The organism is Kitasatospora sp. NPDC001603, assembly GCF_040298365.1.
Classification (GTDB): Bacteria; Actinomycetota; Actinomycetes; order Streptomycetales; family Streptomycetaceae; genus Kitasatospora.
In genome coordinates, this window is the sequence record NZ_JBEPAA010000094.1 from 1 (window position 1) to 15,065 (window position 15,065).

Sequence of the window (15,065 nt, forward strand, 5' to 3'; positions counted from 1 at the left end):
AGCTGCCGAGGACGCTGCACGCGGACGATCCGTCGCCGCACGTGGACTGGTCCGCCGGTGAGGTGGAGCTGCTGACGGAGGCGGCGCCCTGGCCGGTGGGGGAGCGGCCGCGCCGGGCCGGTGTGTCCTCGTTCGGGATCAGCGGCACCAACGCGCACGTCCTGCTGGAGGAGGCGCCCGCGGAGGCCGGTACCGCGACCGACGCGGAGCCGGTCGAGCCGGCCGCTGCCCCGTCGGTGGTCGAACCCGGCGGGGTCGGGGCCTGGGCGGTGTCGGGGCGTTCCGCCCAGGGGCTGACGGCGCAGGCGGAGCGGTTGCACGCGTGGGTGTCGGCGCGGCCGTCGGTGGATCCGGCGGAGGTGGCGTGGTCGCTGGCGACGACGCGGTCGGTGTTCGAGCACCGGGCGGTCGTGCTGGGCGACGGGCGCGGTGAGCTGGTGGCCGGGTTGGAGAGTCTGGCGGCCGGTGTGCCGTCGGGTGCGGTGGTGTCGGGTGTGGCGCGGCCGGGTGCGCGGGTGGTGTTCGCTTTCGCCGGTCAGGGTTCGCAGTGGGTGGGCATGGGCCGTGAACTGGCGGCGTGCAGCCCGGTGTTCGCGGCGCGGCTCGCGGAGTGCGAGGCGGCGCTGGCGCCGTACGTGGAGTGGTCGCTGGGCGATGTCCTGGCGGGTGTGCCGGAGTTGAAGGCGGCGGATGTCGTCCAGCCGGCGTTGTGGGCGGTGATGGTGTCGCTGGCGGCGGTCTGGGAGGCCGCCGGTGTCGCGCCGGACGCCGTGGTCGGTCACTCGCAGGGTGAGATCGCGGCGGCGACGGTGGCCGGGATGCTGTCGCTGGAGGACGGCGCCCGGGTGGTGGCGCTGCGTTCGCGGTCGCTGAAGGTCCTGGCGGGCCTGGGCGGCATGTTGTCGGTGAGCCGGTCGGCCACCGTGGTCGAGGAGCGGATCGCCCGGTTCGGTGAGCGGCTCTCCCTCGCGGCGGTCAACGGGCCGTCGGCGGTGGTGGTTTCGGGTGAGCCCGAGGCGCTGGAGGAGTTGAAGGCGGAGTTCGAGGCCGAGGGGGTCCGGGCCCGGATGGTCGCGGTGGACTACGCCTCGCACTCGGCCCAGGTGGACCGCCTCGAAGCGGAGATCACCGAGGTCCTGGCCGGTATCGCGCCGCGCCGGGGCCGGGTGCCGATGGTCTCGGCGATGACCGGGGAGACGCTGACCGGTGAGGAGTTGGACGCCGCCTACTGGTACGGCAGCCTGCGCGCGACGGTGCACTTCGACCGGGCGGTGCGCACGCTGGCGGGCCAGGGGCACCAGCTGTTCGTCGAGGTGACTCCGCACCCGGTGCTGCTGGGCGCGATGAACGACACGCTCGAAGAGGTCGCCCAGGAGGCCGGTCCGGGCATCGTGCCCGCCGCGGTCTGCGGCACCCTGCGCCGTGACGAGGGCGGTGTGGCCCGGCTGGTCACCTCGTTCGCCGAGGCCTTCGTCAACGGCGCCTCCGTGGAGTGGACTTCCGTCCTCCCCGCCGCCGAGCGGATCGAGCTGCCGACGTACGCCTTTCAGCACGAGCGGTACTGGCCGCGTGCGGCCGGACCGGCCCTGGGCGGGGACGCGGTGTCGCTGGGTCTGGGGGCGGTCGGTCACCCGCTGCTGGGTGCGGCGGTCGAACTGGCCGGCGGCGCGGGGCTGGTCTGCACCGGGCGGCTGTCCGTGCGGACGCACCCGTGGCTGGCCGACCACACGATCGGTGGGGCGGTGCTCCTACCGGGGACCGGCTTCGTCGAGATGGTGGTCCGGGCCGGGGACGAACTCGGTTGCGGCCTGCTGGAGGAGCTGACGCTCCAGGCGCCGCTGGTGCTGCCCGCCGACGGCGGCGGGGTCCAGGTCCAGGTGGTGCTGGCCGAGGCGGACGACGACGGCCGTCGGACGGTCGAGGTGTTCTCCCGCCCCGACGGGCAGGAGGAGTGGACGCAGCACGCCGACGGCGTCCTCGCTCCCGCCGGGGAGGCGCCGGTCGCGGAGGAGGACTTCGCGGTCTGGCCTCCGCACGGGGCCACGGCGGTGGACGTCAGCGGTGTGTACGAGGACGCGGCCGACGGGCCGTACGGCTACGGGCCGGCGTTCCAGGGCTTGCGGGCCGCCTGGCGCCGGGGCGACGAGGTCTTCGCGGAGGTCGCGCTGCCGGACTCGGTGGCCGCCGATGCGGGTGCGTTCGGTCTGCACCCGGCGCTGCTGGACGGCGTGTTGCAGGCCAGTGCGCTGGTGTCGGAGGCCGGGGACGAGGTGCGGTTGCCGTTCGCGTGGACGGGTGTCGAGCTGCACGCGGCGGGTGCGTCCGTGCTGCGGGCCCGGCTGCGCCGTGATGCGCAGGGCAGTCTGGTGCTGACGGCGGCGGATGCCACGGGTGCTCCGGTGGTCTCCGTCGAGTCGCTGATCACCCGTCCGGTGTCGGCCGAGCAACTCCGGTCGAACGATGCCGGGGTGGCGGATTCCCTGTTCACCGTCGAGTGGGCACCGATCACCGGGGCCGAGGCTCCGGCCGGGGCGTGGGCGCTGATCGGCGCCGACCGCTTCGGCCTCGCCGAGGCACTGGACGCGGCCGGTGTACTGGTCCGGGCCTTCACGGACCTGGCCGGTCTGGCCGCCGCCACCGAGGCGGGGGAGATCGAGCCCGCCCTGGTGCTGGCCTGCGCCGGTGTCCAGGTGGAGGGCGACAACGCGGCCGAGGCCGCCCGCCGGGCGACCGGCGACGCCCTGGGCCTGGCCCAGGCCTGGCTGGCCGAGGAGCGTCTGGCCGAGGCCCGGTTGGTGGTCGTCAGCCGAGGGGCCGTCGCTGCCGCGGCCGGGGAGCGGATCGCCGATCTGCCCGCCGCCGCCGTCTGGGGCCTGCTGTGCTCGGCGCAGTCGGAGAACCCCGGCCGGCTCGTCCTGGTCGACCTGCCGACCGGCGCGGGCGCCGAGCAGATCGCCGTCCTCCCGACGGCACTCGCCACCGGCGAGCCCGAACTCGCCGTTCGCGGCACCCTGGCCCACGGACGGCGGCTGACGCGTCCATCCCGTTCCACGGGAGCAGTTGAACAACTGCCGGGCCGCACATCCGGGCGGACGGCGCTGGTGACGGGTGGCACGGGCACGCTGGGCGGTCTGGTCGCGCGGCATCTGGTGACCGCGGCCCAGGCGGACGGTCTGGTGCTGACCAGCCGTTCCGGCCCGGCCGCCGCCGGGGTGGCCGTGCTGGCGGCGGAGTTGGCGCGGTCGGGTGCGTCGGTGGACGTGGTCGCCTGTGACACGGCGGACCGTGAGGCGCTGGCCGCGCTGCTGGCGGCGATTCCGGCCGGGCGTCCGCTGCGGAGCGTGATCCACACCGCCGGAGTGCTCGACGACGGGACGATTCCGTCGCTGACGCCCGAGCGGGTGGCCGCGGTGATGCGGCCGAAGGCCGACGGTGCCTGGCACCTGCACGAGCTCACCCGGGAGCTGGACCTGGACCAGTTCGTGCTGTTCTCCTCGGCCGCGGCGACGTTCGGCGTCCCGGGTCAGGGCAACTACGTGGCGGCCAACGCGTTCCTGGACGCGCTGGCGGCCGACCGGCGGGCGGCCGGACTGCCCGCCACCTCGCTCGCCTGGGGCCTCTGGGCGGAGGTCAGCGGCCTGACCGGGCAGCTCACCGACGCCGAGCGGTCCCGGATGACCCGGAGCGGGACCAGCGGGCTGAGCGCGGCCGAGGGCCTGGCCCTGATGGACCTGGCGCTCGGCCGGGACGAGGCGGTGCTGGTCCCGGCCCGGCTGGACCTGGCCGGGCTGCGGTCCCAGGCGGCCCGCACCGGCGACGTCCCGCCGCTCTGGCGGGCACTGGCCGGCCGACCGGCCCGGCGCACCGCCGCCGCCTTCGCCGGGGCGGGCGCGGACTCGCTGCGGCAGCGGCTCGCCGCACTGCCCGCCGCGGACGGCGACCGGATGCTGCTGGACCTGGTCCGGGCCCACGTGGCGGCCGTGCTGGGGCACAGCTCCGCCGAGGCCGTCGAGCCCGGCCGGGCCTTCACCGACCTGGGCTTCGACTCGCTCACCGCCGTCCAGTTGCGCAACCGCCTCACCACCGGGACCGGACTGCGGCTGCCGGCCACCCTGGTCTTCGACTACCCCAACCCGGCCGTGCTGGCCGGGCACCTGCGGGGCCGGCTCGGCGGCGGAGCCTCGGCGGCCGTGGCACCGCCGGCCCCGGTCGGGGCGGCGGCCCACGACGAGCCGATCGCGATCGTCGGCATGAGCTGCCGGTTCCCGGGCGGTGTGACGGGGCCCGAGGACCTCTGGCGGATGATCTCCGAGGGGCAGGACGCGATCTCGCCGTTCCCCGCCGACCGCGGCTGGGACCTGGACTCCCTCTACGACCCGGACGCCGCGCACATCGGCACCTCGTACACCCAGGCGGGCGGGTTCGTGCAGGACGCCAGCGCCTTCGACGCCGGGTTCTTCGAAATCAGCCCGCGTGAGGCGCTGGCCATGGACCCGCAGCAGCGGCTGCTCCTGGAGCTGTCCTGGGAGGCCATCGAGGGGGCCGGGATCGACCCGGTGTCCCTGCGCGGCAGCCAGACCGGCACCTTCGTGGGCGGCTACACCTCCGGCTACGAGATGAGCGTGCTGGCGCACGGCGGCGCGGAGGCCGAGGGCCACCTGATGACCGGGATCGCGACCAGCATCCTGTCCGGCCGGCTGGCCTACACCTTCGGTCTGGAGGGGCCGGCGGTCACGGTCGACACGGCGTGCTCGTCGGCGCTGGTGGCGCTGCACCTGGCGGCCCAGGCACTGCGGTCCGGCGAGTGCACGATGGCGCTCGCCGGGGGCGTGACGATCATGGCCACGCCGGGGACGTTCGTCGAGTTCTCCCGCCAGCGCGGGCTGGCCCCGGACGGCCGCTGCAAAGCGTTCGCCGCCGCGGCGGACGGCACCGGCTTCGCCGAGGGCGCGGGCGTGCTGGTGGTCGAGCGGCTGTCCGACGCGCAGCGCAACGGGCACCGGGTGCTCGCGGTGCTGCGGGGCAGTGCGACCAACCAGGACGGTGCGTCCAACGGTCTGACCGCCCCCAACGGGCCCTCGCAGCAGCGGGTGATCCGGGCCGCGCTGGCCAACGCCGGCGTCCGCGCCGACGAGGTCGACGTGGTGGAGGCGCACGGCACGGGCACCAGGCTGGGCGACCCGATCGAGGCCCAGGCGCTGCTGGCCACCTACGGCCAGGACCGGCCGGAGGACCGGCCGCTCTGGCTGGGGTCGGTGAAGTCCAACATCGGACACACCCAGGCCGCGGCCGGCATCGCCGGAGTGATCAAGATGGTGCTCGCCCTGCGGCACGGCCGGATGCCCGCCACGCTGCACGTCGACGAGCCCACGCCGCAGGTCGACTGGACGGAGGGCCGGGTGCGGCTGCTGACCGAGCCGGTGCCGTGGCAGCCGAACGGGCGGCCGCGCCGGGCGGGCGTCTCCTCGTTCGGGATCAGCGGTACCAACGCGCACGTCATCGTGGAGGAGGCCCCCGCGCCGGCCGCGCCCGTCGCCCCGTCGGCAGCGCCGGCGGTGGTGCCGTGGGTGCTGTCCGGGCGGACCGAGGAGGCGCTGCGCGCCCAGGCCGGGCGGCTGCGCGACTTCCTCCTCGACCGCCCGGACGCGGACCCGGTGGACATCGGGTTCTCCCTGGCCACCACGCGCACCGTCTTCGACCACCGGGCGGTCGTGCTGGGCGCGGACCGGGACGGCCTGCTCGCGGGCCTCGCGGTGGCCGCCGCCGCCGTGCCCACCAGGGACGTGCTGACCGGCACCGCGACGGCGGGCCACCGGCCCGTGTTCGTCTTCCCCGGCAGCGAGTCCCGTTGGCTCGGCTGCGCCGCCGCGCTGCTGGACGAGGCGCCGGTCTTCGCGGACCGGATCGCCGCGTGCGAGCGGGACCTGGGCCCGTACGTGGACTGGAAGGTCACCGAGGTGCTGCGGGAGGGCCCGGCCGGTCCGGCGCTCGACCGCCCCGAGGTCCTCCAGCCGGTGCTCTGGGCGGTGATGGTGTCGCTGGCCGCGCTGTGGCGCTCGGCGGGCGTCCACCCGGCGGCCGTCGCGGGCCACGCGGTGGGCGAGGTCGCGGCCGCCCAGGTGGCCGGTGTGCTGTCACCGGCGGACGCGGCCCGGATCGCGGTGCTGACCGGCCGTTCGGCGGCCGGCGCGGCCGCCGACCGGGCGGAACTCGCCGCCGTCCGCCCGCGGGCGGGCACGGTGCCGCTGTTCTCCACCCGGGCGATGGCCTGGGCCGAGGGCGCCGGGCTGGGCGCCGACCACTGGGTCCGGAGCCCGCAGGACACCCTGCCGGCCGAGGAGTTGGCGGCGGCCCTGGCCGACGGCGGGTTCGGCGCGTACATCGAGGTCAGCGCCGACCCGGTGCTCACCGCGGCCCTCGCCCGGGCCCTGGACGACCGGGGCCTGCGGGCCGGGGCGGGCGCCACCGTCACCGGGACGCTGCGCCACGGGGAAGGGGGCCTGCGGTCGTTCACGGCCGGCCTGGCCGCCCTCCACGTCCTCGGCGTCCCCGTGGACTGGGCCGCGCTCCTGGGCGGCGGGCGCCGCGTCGACCTGCCGACGTACGCGTTCCAGCGACAGCCCTACTGGCCGCAGCCGCCGGCTCGCAGGCCCGGCGCCGAACCGGTCGCGGCCGGCTCCGCCACCCCGGGCGAGCAGCGCTTCTGGGCCGCGCTGGAGGGTGGGGACATGGCCGCCCTGGCCGAAGTCCTGGGCCTGGCCGAGCCGTTGCGGGAGGACATGCCGCTGGGCACGGTGCTGGCACGGCTCTCTACCTGGCGGCAGCAGGAACGCGAGCAGGCGCCGCTCGACGGCCCCGACGGGTCCGCCGACGGCTCCGGTGACCTCGACTGGCTCCGGCAGCTGGCCGGCCTCGGCGAGGCGGAGCAGCGGGAGCTGGTGCTCGACCTGCTCCGCCAGGAGATCGCCACGATGCTCGGCTACGCGTCGGTCGATTCGGTCCGCCCGAACGGCGACGTGTTCGAGATGGGCATGACGTCCATGTCGGCCGTTCAACTGCGGGAAAGAATTACCGGGCTGACCGGCCTTAAGCTGCCGGAGGGCTTCATCTATGACCTCTATCTGCCGGAAGCGATCGCGGATTTCCTGCTCGGCGAGCTGACGGCGGTCCTCCGGGAAAGCACCGACGGGCAATGAGCCGGCGGGCCATGAGCCGGGGGCCGATGAGCGGCCCCCGGCGATCCGGGGCCGTGCCGGTGTCCGACCGGTTCTTCGAGGAAATGTTCCACGGGCTGTGCCGCAGGGAAACCAGCCGTCCGACTCCGAAGATGGGATGAGAAAGTGCCGAACGAGAACGCCTGGAGCGTCATAACCGCCCCGACGTCGAAGTCCCTTGTTCTCGGAATCGATTTCCCCGCCGCCGGGCGGCGCGAGGCCGGATTCGAGGACCTCGCACGGAAGATGGGCCCGGCCTGGGCCGGGCACGGGTTCCTGCAGACCACGCCCCCGCCGGTCCGCCTGGCCGACCGCCCGGCCGGCGACTACTACACCGAGCACTGGCTGAACGCCGGCGAGTGGGAGAAGTACGAGGTGGTGGCCGTGCTCGGCTACTGCGTCGGCGGCGTCTACGCCGGTGAGATCGCCGACCGCCTGGCGCAGCGTCAGGGCACCGCGCCCAAGGTGATCCTGTTCGACCCGCAGGTCACCGACCTGCAGCTGCTGGAGTCCGAGATCCACAAGATGATCGCGCTGGCCGGCCCGGTCTTCACCGCGGAGGAGGCGGAGCACGCCCGCGAGCGGGCCGCCGAGATCGTCGGGACCCCGTCGATCGGCCTGCTCGACGCCGCCGTCGAGATCGTCGGCCTCTACCGCGAGATGGCCTCCATCGCCTTCCGGCGGATCGGTCTCGCCGACGCCCGCCGGGACGAGGTCGTGCTGCTCTTCGAGTCGTACATGACGTGGCTCTCCGCCGCCTCCCAGATCGACCCGAGCCGGGCCTGGGGCGAGGCGCTCGCCGTCACCTCCTCCGACTACGCGGAGCTGGAGCGGACCGGCGCGGCGACGGTGGTCAACGCCAGCAAGGTGCTGGGCCGGCGGCTCTCGCTGGAGATCGGCCACGTCGACCTCCTGCGGGACGACTCGACGGTCCGGCTCCTCCTCGACAACGCCGAATTCTGAGGGCGATGAACTCCGACCTGGGCGCGTCCGGCCGACCGCCGGAACCGGACCGCGCGAACGCACCGACGAACGCCCCGACTACCGCGCCGACGAACGCGCCGACGACCTCGGCGTCGACCGCGACGACGAGCAAGGAGAAGGCCCTCTGGCTGCTGGAGCAGCTGGTCCCGGAGACCGGGGTCAACAACCTGGGGCTGGCCCTCCAGGTGAGCGGGCGGCTGCGGCCGGACGCGCTGCGGGCGGCCCTGGCGATCGTGGTCGGCCGGTACGAGGTGCTGCGGACCGTCTACCGCACCACCGCGGCGGACCTGGTCAAGGAGGTCGTCCCCGCGAGCGGGTTCGCCCTGGAGATCGAGCCGCTCGACCTGTCGGGCGACTCGGTGGAGCGGCAGCTGACCGCGTTCGCGGACCGGCCGTTCCGGCTCGACGGCCGGCCGCTGGTCAGGATCGGGCACGCCGTCCGTCCGGACGGCGACGTGCTCTGCGTGGCCGTGCACCACCTGGTCTTCGACATGGTCTCGGTGGCCCTGTTCCTCCAGGCGTTCATCCCGGTCTACGACGCGATCGCGGCGGGCCGGCCGGTGCCGCCGCAGGCCACCGCACCGGCCCCGGCGCTCGCCGAGCCCGAGCCGCGGCCCGCCGACCTCGCCTACTGGCGGGAGACCCTGGAGGGCTTCGACCCGGCCGGGCTGGAGCTGTGGTGCGGCACCCCGCGCGACCGGCAGCCGCGGCTGCGCGGCGAGACCGCGAGCCGCGCGCTCTCCCCCGCGGCGCAGCAGGCCGTGCTGCAGTTGCAGCGCGCGGTCAGGGCGCCGCTCGGCGCGGTGATGCTGGCCGCCTACGCGGCCCTCCTCGCGGCGCACGGCGCCGGACCGGACCTCGTCATCGGCTCCCCGGTCAACGTCCGCGGGGCGAACACCGCCGCCATCGGCTACCACGTCAACGTCGTGCCGATCCGGATCCGGGTGGACCTCGCCGAGGGCTTCCGGGCGCTGGCCCGGCAGGCCCGGGACGCGTTCCTCGGGGCGATGGCGCACGCCGACACCCCGGTCGACGAGCTGACCGGGGAGCTGCCGGGGATCGGTACGTCCTGGCAGACCCAGCTCTTCCGGCACCTGTTCAACTTCCTGCCCGAGGCGCCGGCCGGCGAGCTGTCGGTCGGCGGCATGGCGGCCCGGGTGCTGACGGTGGAGAACCCGCACAGCAAGTTCGACCTGGAGCTGGTCGGCTCGCCGTCCCGGGCGGAGATCGTGTTCCGCCACTCCGAGACGCTGGCCCCGGCCGAGGTCGAGGCGATGCTGGACCGGTTCGACGCCCTGCTGGTCGCGGCCGCGCAGGACCCGGACCGGCCGCTCGCCGGGACGGCGGGCTGGAGCGACGCCGACCGCCGGGCCGTCGACCGGGCCGACGGGACGGCCGCCCCGGCCGTGCGCCCGACGGTGCCCGCGGCGTTCCGGGCCTGGGCGGAGAAGACACCCGAGGCCCCGGCCGTGACCGACGGCGACCACGGCGTCGACTACCGGCAGGTGGACGAGGCGGCATCCGTCGTCCGCGCGCTGCTGGCCGGCGCCGGCATCGGGCCGGGCGACACGGTGGCGATCGCCGTGCCGCGGCGCGAGGCCGCGGCCGCCGCCCTCGGCGTCTGGCGGGCCGGCGCCGTCTGCCTGCCGCTCGACGCCGGACACGACCCTTCCTGGCTGACCCGGCAGCTCACCCACGCGCGGGCGAAGGCCGTCCTCACCGGCACGGGTGTCCGGCTGCCCGACGGCGCCGACCTGCCGCCGGTCCTGACGCCGGTCGACGCCCCCGCGCCCGCCCCTGCGCCCGGTCCCGCCGGACCGGACGCGGACGGCGAACCATCCGCGCCCGCCTGCGTGTTCTACACCTGCGGGGAGGCCGGAGAGCCGGTCGCCACCGTGCTCAGCCACGCGGGCCTCGCGGACGCGGTCGGCCACTTCGCGGCCGAGCTCGGCGTCGGGCCCGGCACCGGTGTGCCGACGCTCGCCGCGCCGGCCGGCTTCGACGCGCTCTTCGAGATCTTCCTGGCGCTGGGCGCGGGCGGCCGCTGCGTGGTCCTGCCCGACGGCGCCCGGACCGACGCGACCGCCCTCCGGGCCGCCGCCGACGGGCTCGACGCGACCGTCGCCGTCGTCCCGCCGGGCACCCCGGCCCGCCTCCTGGCGGACCGGGCCGGGCAGCTGCCCGGACTGACGGTGCTGGCGAGGGGCGACGAGCTGACCGCCGAGGTGGCGGAGCGGCTCCTCGCGGCCGGCTGCCGACTGCACAGCGGCCTCTGCCTTCCGGGGACCACCGGCTGGGCGCTGTCCGGCCGGGTGGAGAGCCCCGACGGGCTGACCCGGGGGCGGCCGGTGGCCGGCACCCGGGCCTTCGTCACCGCCCCCGACGGGCGCGAGCTGCCCGTCGGACTGCGCGGTGAACTCCGCCTCGCGGGAACGGCTTCGGCCCCGAGCGGGCCGGACGGTCCGGCGGTCGCGACCGACGCACGGTACGGGCGCCACCACCGCACCGGCGAACTCGCCCGCCGCCGGTCCGACGGGGCGATCGAGTGGCTCGGCCGGGCCGACCGCCGGGTCACCACCGAGGACGGCCCGGTCGACCTCGGCCGCGTGGAGGCCGACCTGCTCGGCCGGCCCGGGGTGACGGCGGCCGCCGCGCTGGCCGTGCCGCGGCCCGACGGCGGGCACACCGTCGTCGCCTTCGCCGAGACGACCACCGAGGCGCCCACCGAGGCGTCCACCGCGACGACCACCGAGGCGTCCACCGCGACGACCACCGAGGCGCCCACCGACCCGGCCACCGGGACAGTCGCCGACCCGGGCACGGCCACCGACACCGGCGCCCCCGCCGGGTCCCGGCTGTTCGTCCGGCTGGCCGCGCTGCCCAGGACACCGGACGGCCGCCCCGACCACGAGGCCCTCCGCGCGCTGGCCCGCAAGGCCGTCGAGCAGGGCGCCGACCGGCCGGACCCGGCGGAGGACGACGCGCTCGTCCGCAGCCTCGTCGGGATCTGGGGGCAGCTGCTGAGCACCGGCGCCACGGCACAGACGAACTTCTTCGACTCGGGCGGCCACTCGCTGCTCGCGGCCGTCCTGGCGCAGCGGGTCGAAGAGTTCACCGGCAGGAACCTCGAACTCGCCGACGTGTTCAAGCACCCGACCCCCGCCGCTCTCGCCGCGCTGCTGCGCGCCTGAGCGGCGGACCACACCGGGCCGCGTCACCACGACCGGGCCGGCCGACAGGAACCGGCTCACGAAACAGCAGGGAAGAATCCATGAGCACTGCTCTTGAGGAGCACCGCCTCGCCATCATCGGCGCCGGTGTGATGGGTACCAACATCTCGGCGCTCGCCCTCGGCCACGGCGTCTCCGTCGTCCTGGTCGACGTCGACGAGACCGTGCTGGAGACGGCCCGGCAGACCATCCGGCAGAAGCTGCGGCACGCCCAGCTCATGGGCGTCCTGCCGGCCGACCGCCCGCAGGGCACGCTGACCACCAGCGTCAACCTCGACGACATCGCCGAGGCCACCACCGTGGTCGAGGCCGTCACCGAGGTCGACAAGGTCAAGCAGGAGGTGCTCTCCGCGGCCTCCCGGGTCGTGACGCCCGGCACCACCCTGATCTCCAACACCTCGTGCATCCCGATCGACGAGATGGCCGAGTGGATCGTGCGCCCCGAGGACCTGGTGGGCGTGCACTTCATGAACCCCTCCTACATGATCAAGATGGTCGAGGTCATCCGCGGCCCGCGCACCGACCCGGCCGTCCTGGAGCAGGCCACCGAGCTGCTCGCCGTCCTCGGCCGCGAGGCACTCGTCATCGAGGACTCGGCGGGCTTCGTGATCAACCGCCTGCTCCACCCGCTGATCAACACCGCGGCCATGCTCGTCCAGGAGGGCGTCGCCTCCGTCGAGGTCGTCGACGGCCTGCTGGAGGGCTGCCTCGGCCACTCCACCGGCCCGCTGCGCACCGGCGACCTGATCGGCCTGGAGAACCTGGTCGACTCGCTCAACGTGCTCTACGAGCGCCGCGGTGACGAAAGCTGCCGCCCCTGTGACCTCCTGCTCGAAAAGGTGCGGGACGGCCACCTCGGCCGGAAGACCGGCCGGGGCTTCTACGACTACGGAAAGGTCGCGTCATGACCGTCCACGGGGACAACACTCCGCTGACCGCTGAGACCCTCCAGAAGGAGATCCTCGGCTTCCTCGCCGAGCGCATCAAGACCGACGTCGAGCTGGACCAGGACCTCTTCGCCTCCGGCGTGGTCTCCTCGATGTTCGCCATGCAGCTCGTCGTCCACCTGGAGGACGCCTACGACATCGCCATCGTCGGCGGCGACCTCAAGCTCGACAACTTCCGCACCGTCGGGGGCATGGCCGGCCTCGTGCTGCGTCTGCGCGGCGACGCGGTGGCGGCCGGGAATGCCTGACCGACCGGCCGACGAGCGCGCCCTCATCGGCGAGCTCGTCGGCTCCCGGGCCGGCTCCTGGGACGTCGCGGGCGAACTGCCCCTCGACGTGCTGCGCACGCTCGGCGCCAAGGGCCTGCTGTGCGCGCAGGTGCCGGCCTCCTACGGCGGCCTCGGGCTGAGCAGCCAGGACAACGGCGAACTCACCGCGTACGTGGGGAGCCTGTGCAGCTCCCTGCGGTCCATCATGACCTCGCAGGGCATCGCGGCCTGGACCATCCAGCGCTTCGGCGACCGCGAGCAGCGGCGCACCTTCCTGGCGGAGCTGACCGGCGGGAAGCTCACCGCGGTCGGCTTCAGCGAGCCGGGGGCCGGCAGCGACCTGGCGGCCATGCGCACCCGGATCAAGGCCGACGGCGACGGGTTCGTCATCGACGGCGAGAAGAAGTGGGTCACCGGCACCCGGTACGCCGACTTCGTCGTCGTCATCGGCCGGCAGGGGGACAGCGACGGCGCGGCCGCCGCGATCGTCCCCGTCGACGCGCCGGGCGTGCACATCGACCTGGTACCCCAGCCGATGGGCTGCCGGGCCGCCGGCCACGCCAACATCCGCCTGGACAACGTCCGGCTGCCGGCCACCCACGTGCTGGGCGGCGGCGGACAGCCCCTGTCGATGCTCTTCACCACGGCGCTCTCCTACGGGCGGGTGTCGATCGCGTGGGGCTGCGTCGGCATCCTGCAGGCCTGCCTGAGCGCCGCCACCCGGCACGTGAAGCACCGGCACCAGGCGGGCGTGGCGCTCGCCGAGCACCAACTCGTCCGCGGGCACCTCGCGGAGCTGCTCGTCGCCGAGCAGGTCTCGCGGCGCAGCTGCGAGCACGCCAGCCGGCAATGGGACTCCGCCGCCCCGGACATGGGGCTCACGGCGGTCCTCGCCAAGCACGTCAGCGCGAACCACGCGGCCCGCGGCGCCGCCACCGCGGTCCAACTGCTCGGATCGACCGGTGCCGAGGACGGCCACGTGGTGGCCCGCGCGTTCCGGGACGCCAAGCTCATGGAGCTCATCGAAGGCAGCAACGAGATCTGCCGGCTGATCCTGGCGGACCACGCCCTGTCGATTTCCGACTGACGTCCATCCGACCGAAGTCCGACCGAAAGCTGGTAGGAGACCCCCGTGGCTGAGAAGCCAACCCTCGTGAAGTGCCTGGTCTGGGACCTGGACAACACCGTCTGGGACGGCACGTTGCTGGAGGACCCGACCGTCGAACTGTTCCCCGGAATCCACGACACCATCGTCGAGCTCGACTCCAGGGGAGTCCTGCACTCGGTGTCGAGCAAGAACGACCACGACCTCGCCTGGAAGCGGCTCGAAGACCTGGGCCTCGCCGAGTACTTCGTGCATCCCCAGATCGGGTGGGGGCGCAAGTCCGACGCGGTCAAGCTGATCGCCGAGCGGCTGAACTTCGCGGAGACGGCCGTCGCCTTCATCGACGACCTGCCCACCGAGCGCGCCGAGGTCAACTACCACGCGCCCGACATCCGTTGCTACCCGGCCGAGCAGGCGGCCGAGCTGACCGCACTGCCCGAGTTCAGCCCCGAGATCGTCACGGTCGACGCCCGGCGCCGCCGGGAGATGTACCAGGCGAGCTTCCGCCGGGACGCCGAGAAGGACACCTTCAGCGGCCCCGACGAGGAGTTCCTGCGCACCCTCGACCTCGTCATGGAGATCAAGCGCGCCGACCAGGAGGACATCTCCCGGGTCGAGGAACTGACCCTGCGCACCAGCCAGATGAACGCGACCGGCGTCCACTACTCGGACGCCGCGCTGCGCGCGCTGCTGGTCGACCCGGACCACGAGGTCCTGACCGTCAACCTCACCGACCGCTTCGGTCCGCACGGCGCCGTGGGCGTGCTCCTCCTGGAGCGCCACGCGGATCTGTGGCACCTCAAGCTCCTCGCGACCTCGTGCCGCGTGGTGACCTTCGGTGCCGGCGCGGTCATCCTCAACTGGCTGATCGACCAGGCGGCCCGCTCCGGCGCCCACCTCGTCGCCGACTTCCGGCGCACCGAGCGCAACCGCATGATGGACATCGCCTACCGGTTCGCGGGCTTCGCCGACGACCCCTGCGCCTGCCAGGCCGTCCTCGGCGAGCCCGCCGGGGAGGGCGTCCAGCGCCTGCACCTGGTCGCGGACCGCCGCGAGGGGCCGACCACGATGCGGCTGGACTCGCCCGAACTCGCCGCGGCCGCCCCCGAGAAGGACGCCGTCGCCCGAGGGTGAGCGGTACCGGGACTCCCCGGCCGAACGGAAAGGCGCGCCGATCAACCGGCGCGCCTTTCTCGGTTGAACACGTGGTCCTCCGGACGGAGCGACTCATATCCTGACCGTCGGGGGCTCCGGCGGGCCATTTCCCGGATTTCCTCGCACAGCTCCAGTGCGGTTCTTCGACGCAGCTTTCTGTG

Annotated in this window: 6 protein-coding genes and 1 pseudogene; all 7 read left to right on the forward strand. The window is 74.6% G+C overall.

Annotation, left to right across the window (positions count from 1 at the left end):
- Positions 1 to 7,130 (forward strand): annotated as a pseudogene (locus ABT263_RS34380) (SDR family NAD(P)-dependent oxidoreductase); the annotation flags it as partial.
- A 210-nt stretch (positions 7,131 to 7,340) separates the two neighbouring features.
- Complete coding sequence (locus tag ABT263_RS34385; RefSeq protein ID WP_352296726.1) at positions 7,341 to 8,177, forward strand: hypothetical protein; 837 nt, start codon at positions 7,341 to 7,343, stop codon at positions 8,175 to 8,177.
- A gap of 5 nt (positions 8,178 to 8,182) precedes the next feature.
- Positions 8,183 to 11,389 (forward strand): condensation domain-containing protein, encoded by a 3,207-nt coding sequence (locus tag ABT263_RS34390; protein ID WP_352296729.1) that lies wholly within the window; start codon positions 8,183 to 8,185, stop codon positions 11,387 to 11,389.
- An 80-nt stretch (positions 11,390 to 11,469) separates the two neighbouring features.
- Positions 11,470 to 12,336: a 3-hydroxyacyl-CoA dehydrogenase family protein gene (locus ABT263_RS34395; RefSeq protein ID WP_352296732.1), complete on the forward strand. Its 867-nt coding sequence runs from the start codon at positions 11,470 to 11,472 to the stop codon at positions 12,334 to 12,336.
- Positions 12,333 to 12,623, forward strand: coding sequence for an acyl carrier protein (locus ABT263_RS34400; RefSeq protein WP_329490249.1), 291 nt, complete (start codon positions 12,333 to 12,335; stop codon positions 12,621 to 12,623). The genes ABT263_RS34395 and ABT263_RS34400 overlap by 4 nt, the downstream gene beginning before the upstream one ends.
- A complete protein-coding gene (locus ABT263_RS34405) occupies positions 12,616 to 13,731 on the forward strand; it encodes an acyl-CoA dehydrogenase family protein (RefSeq protein ID WP_329490250.1) in 1,116 nt (371 codons plus the stop codon). The genes ABT263_RS34400 and ABT263_RS34405 overlap by 8 nt, the downstream gene beginning before the upstream one ends.
- A gap of 45 nt (positions 13,732 to 13,776) precedes the next feature.
- The gene (locus tag ABT263_RS34410; protein ID WP_352296735.1) at positions 13,777 to 14,883 is read left to right on the forward strand and encodes an HAD-IIIC family phosphatase; all 1,107 of its coding nucleotides are present in this window, start codon (positions 13,777 to 13,779) and stop codon (positions 14,881 to 14,883) included.
- The last annotated feature ends 182 nt before the right edge of the window (positions 14,884 to 15,065 follow it).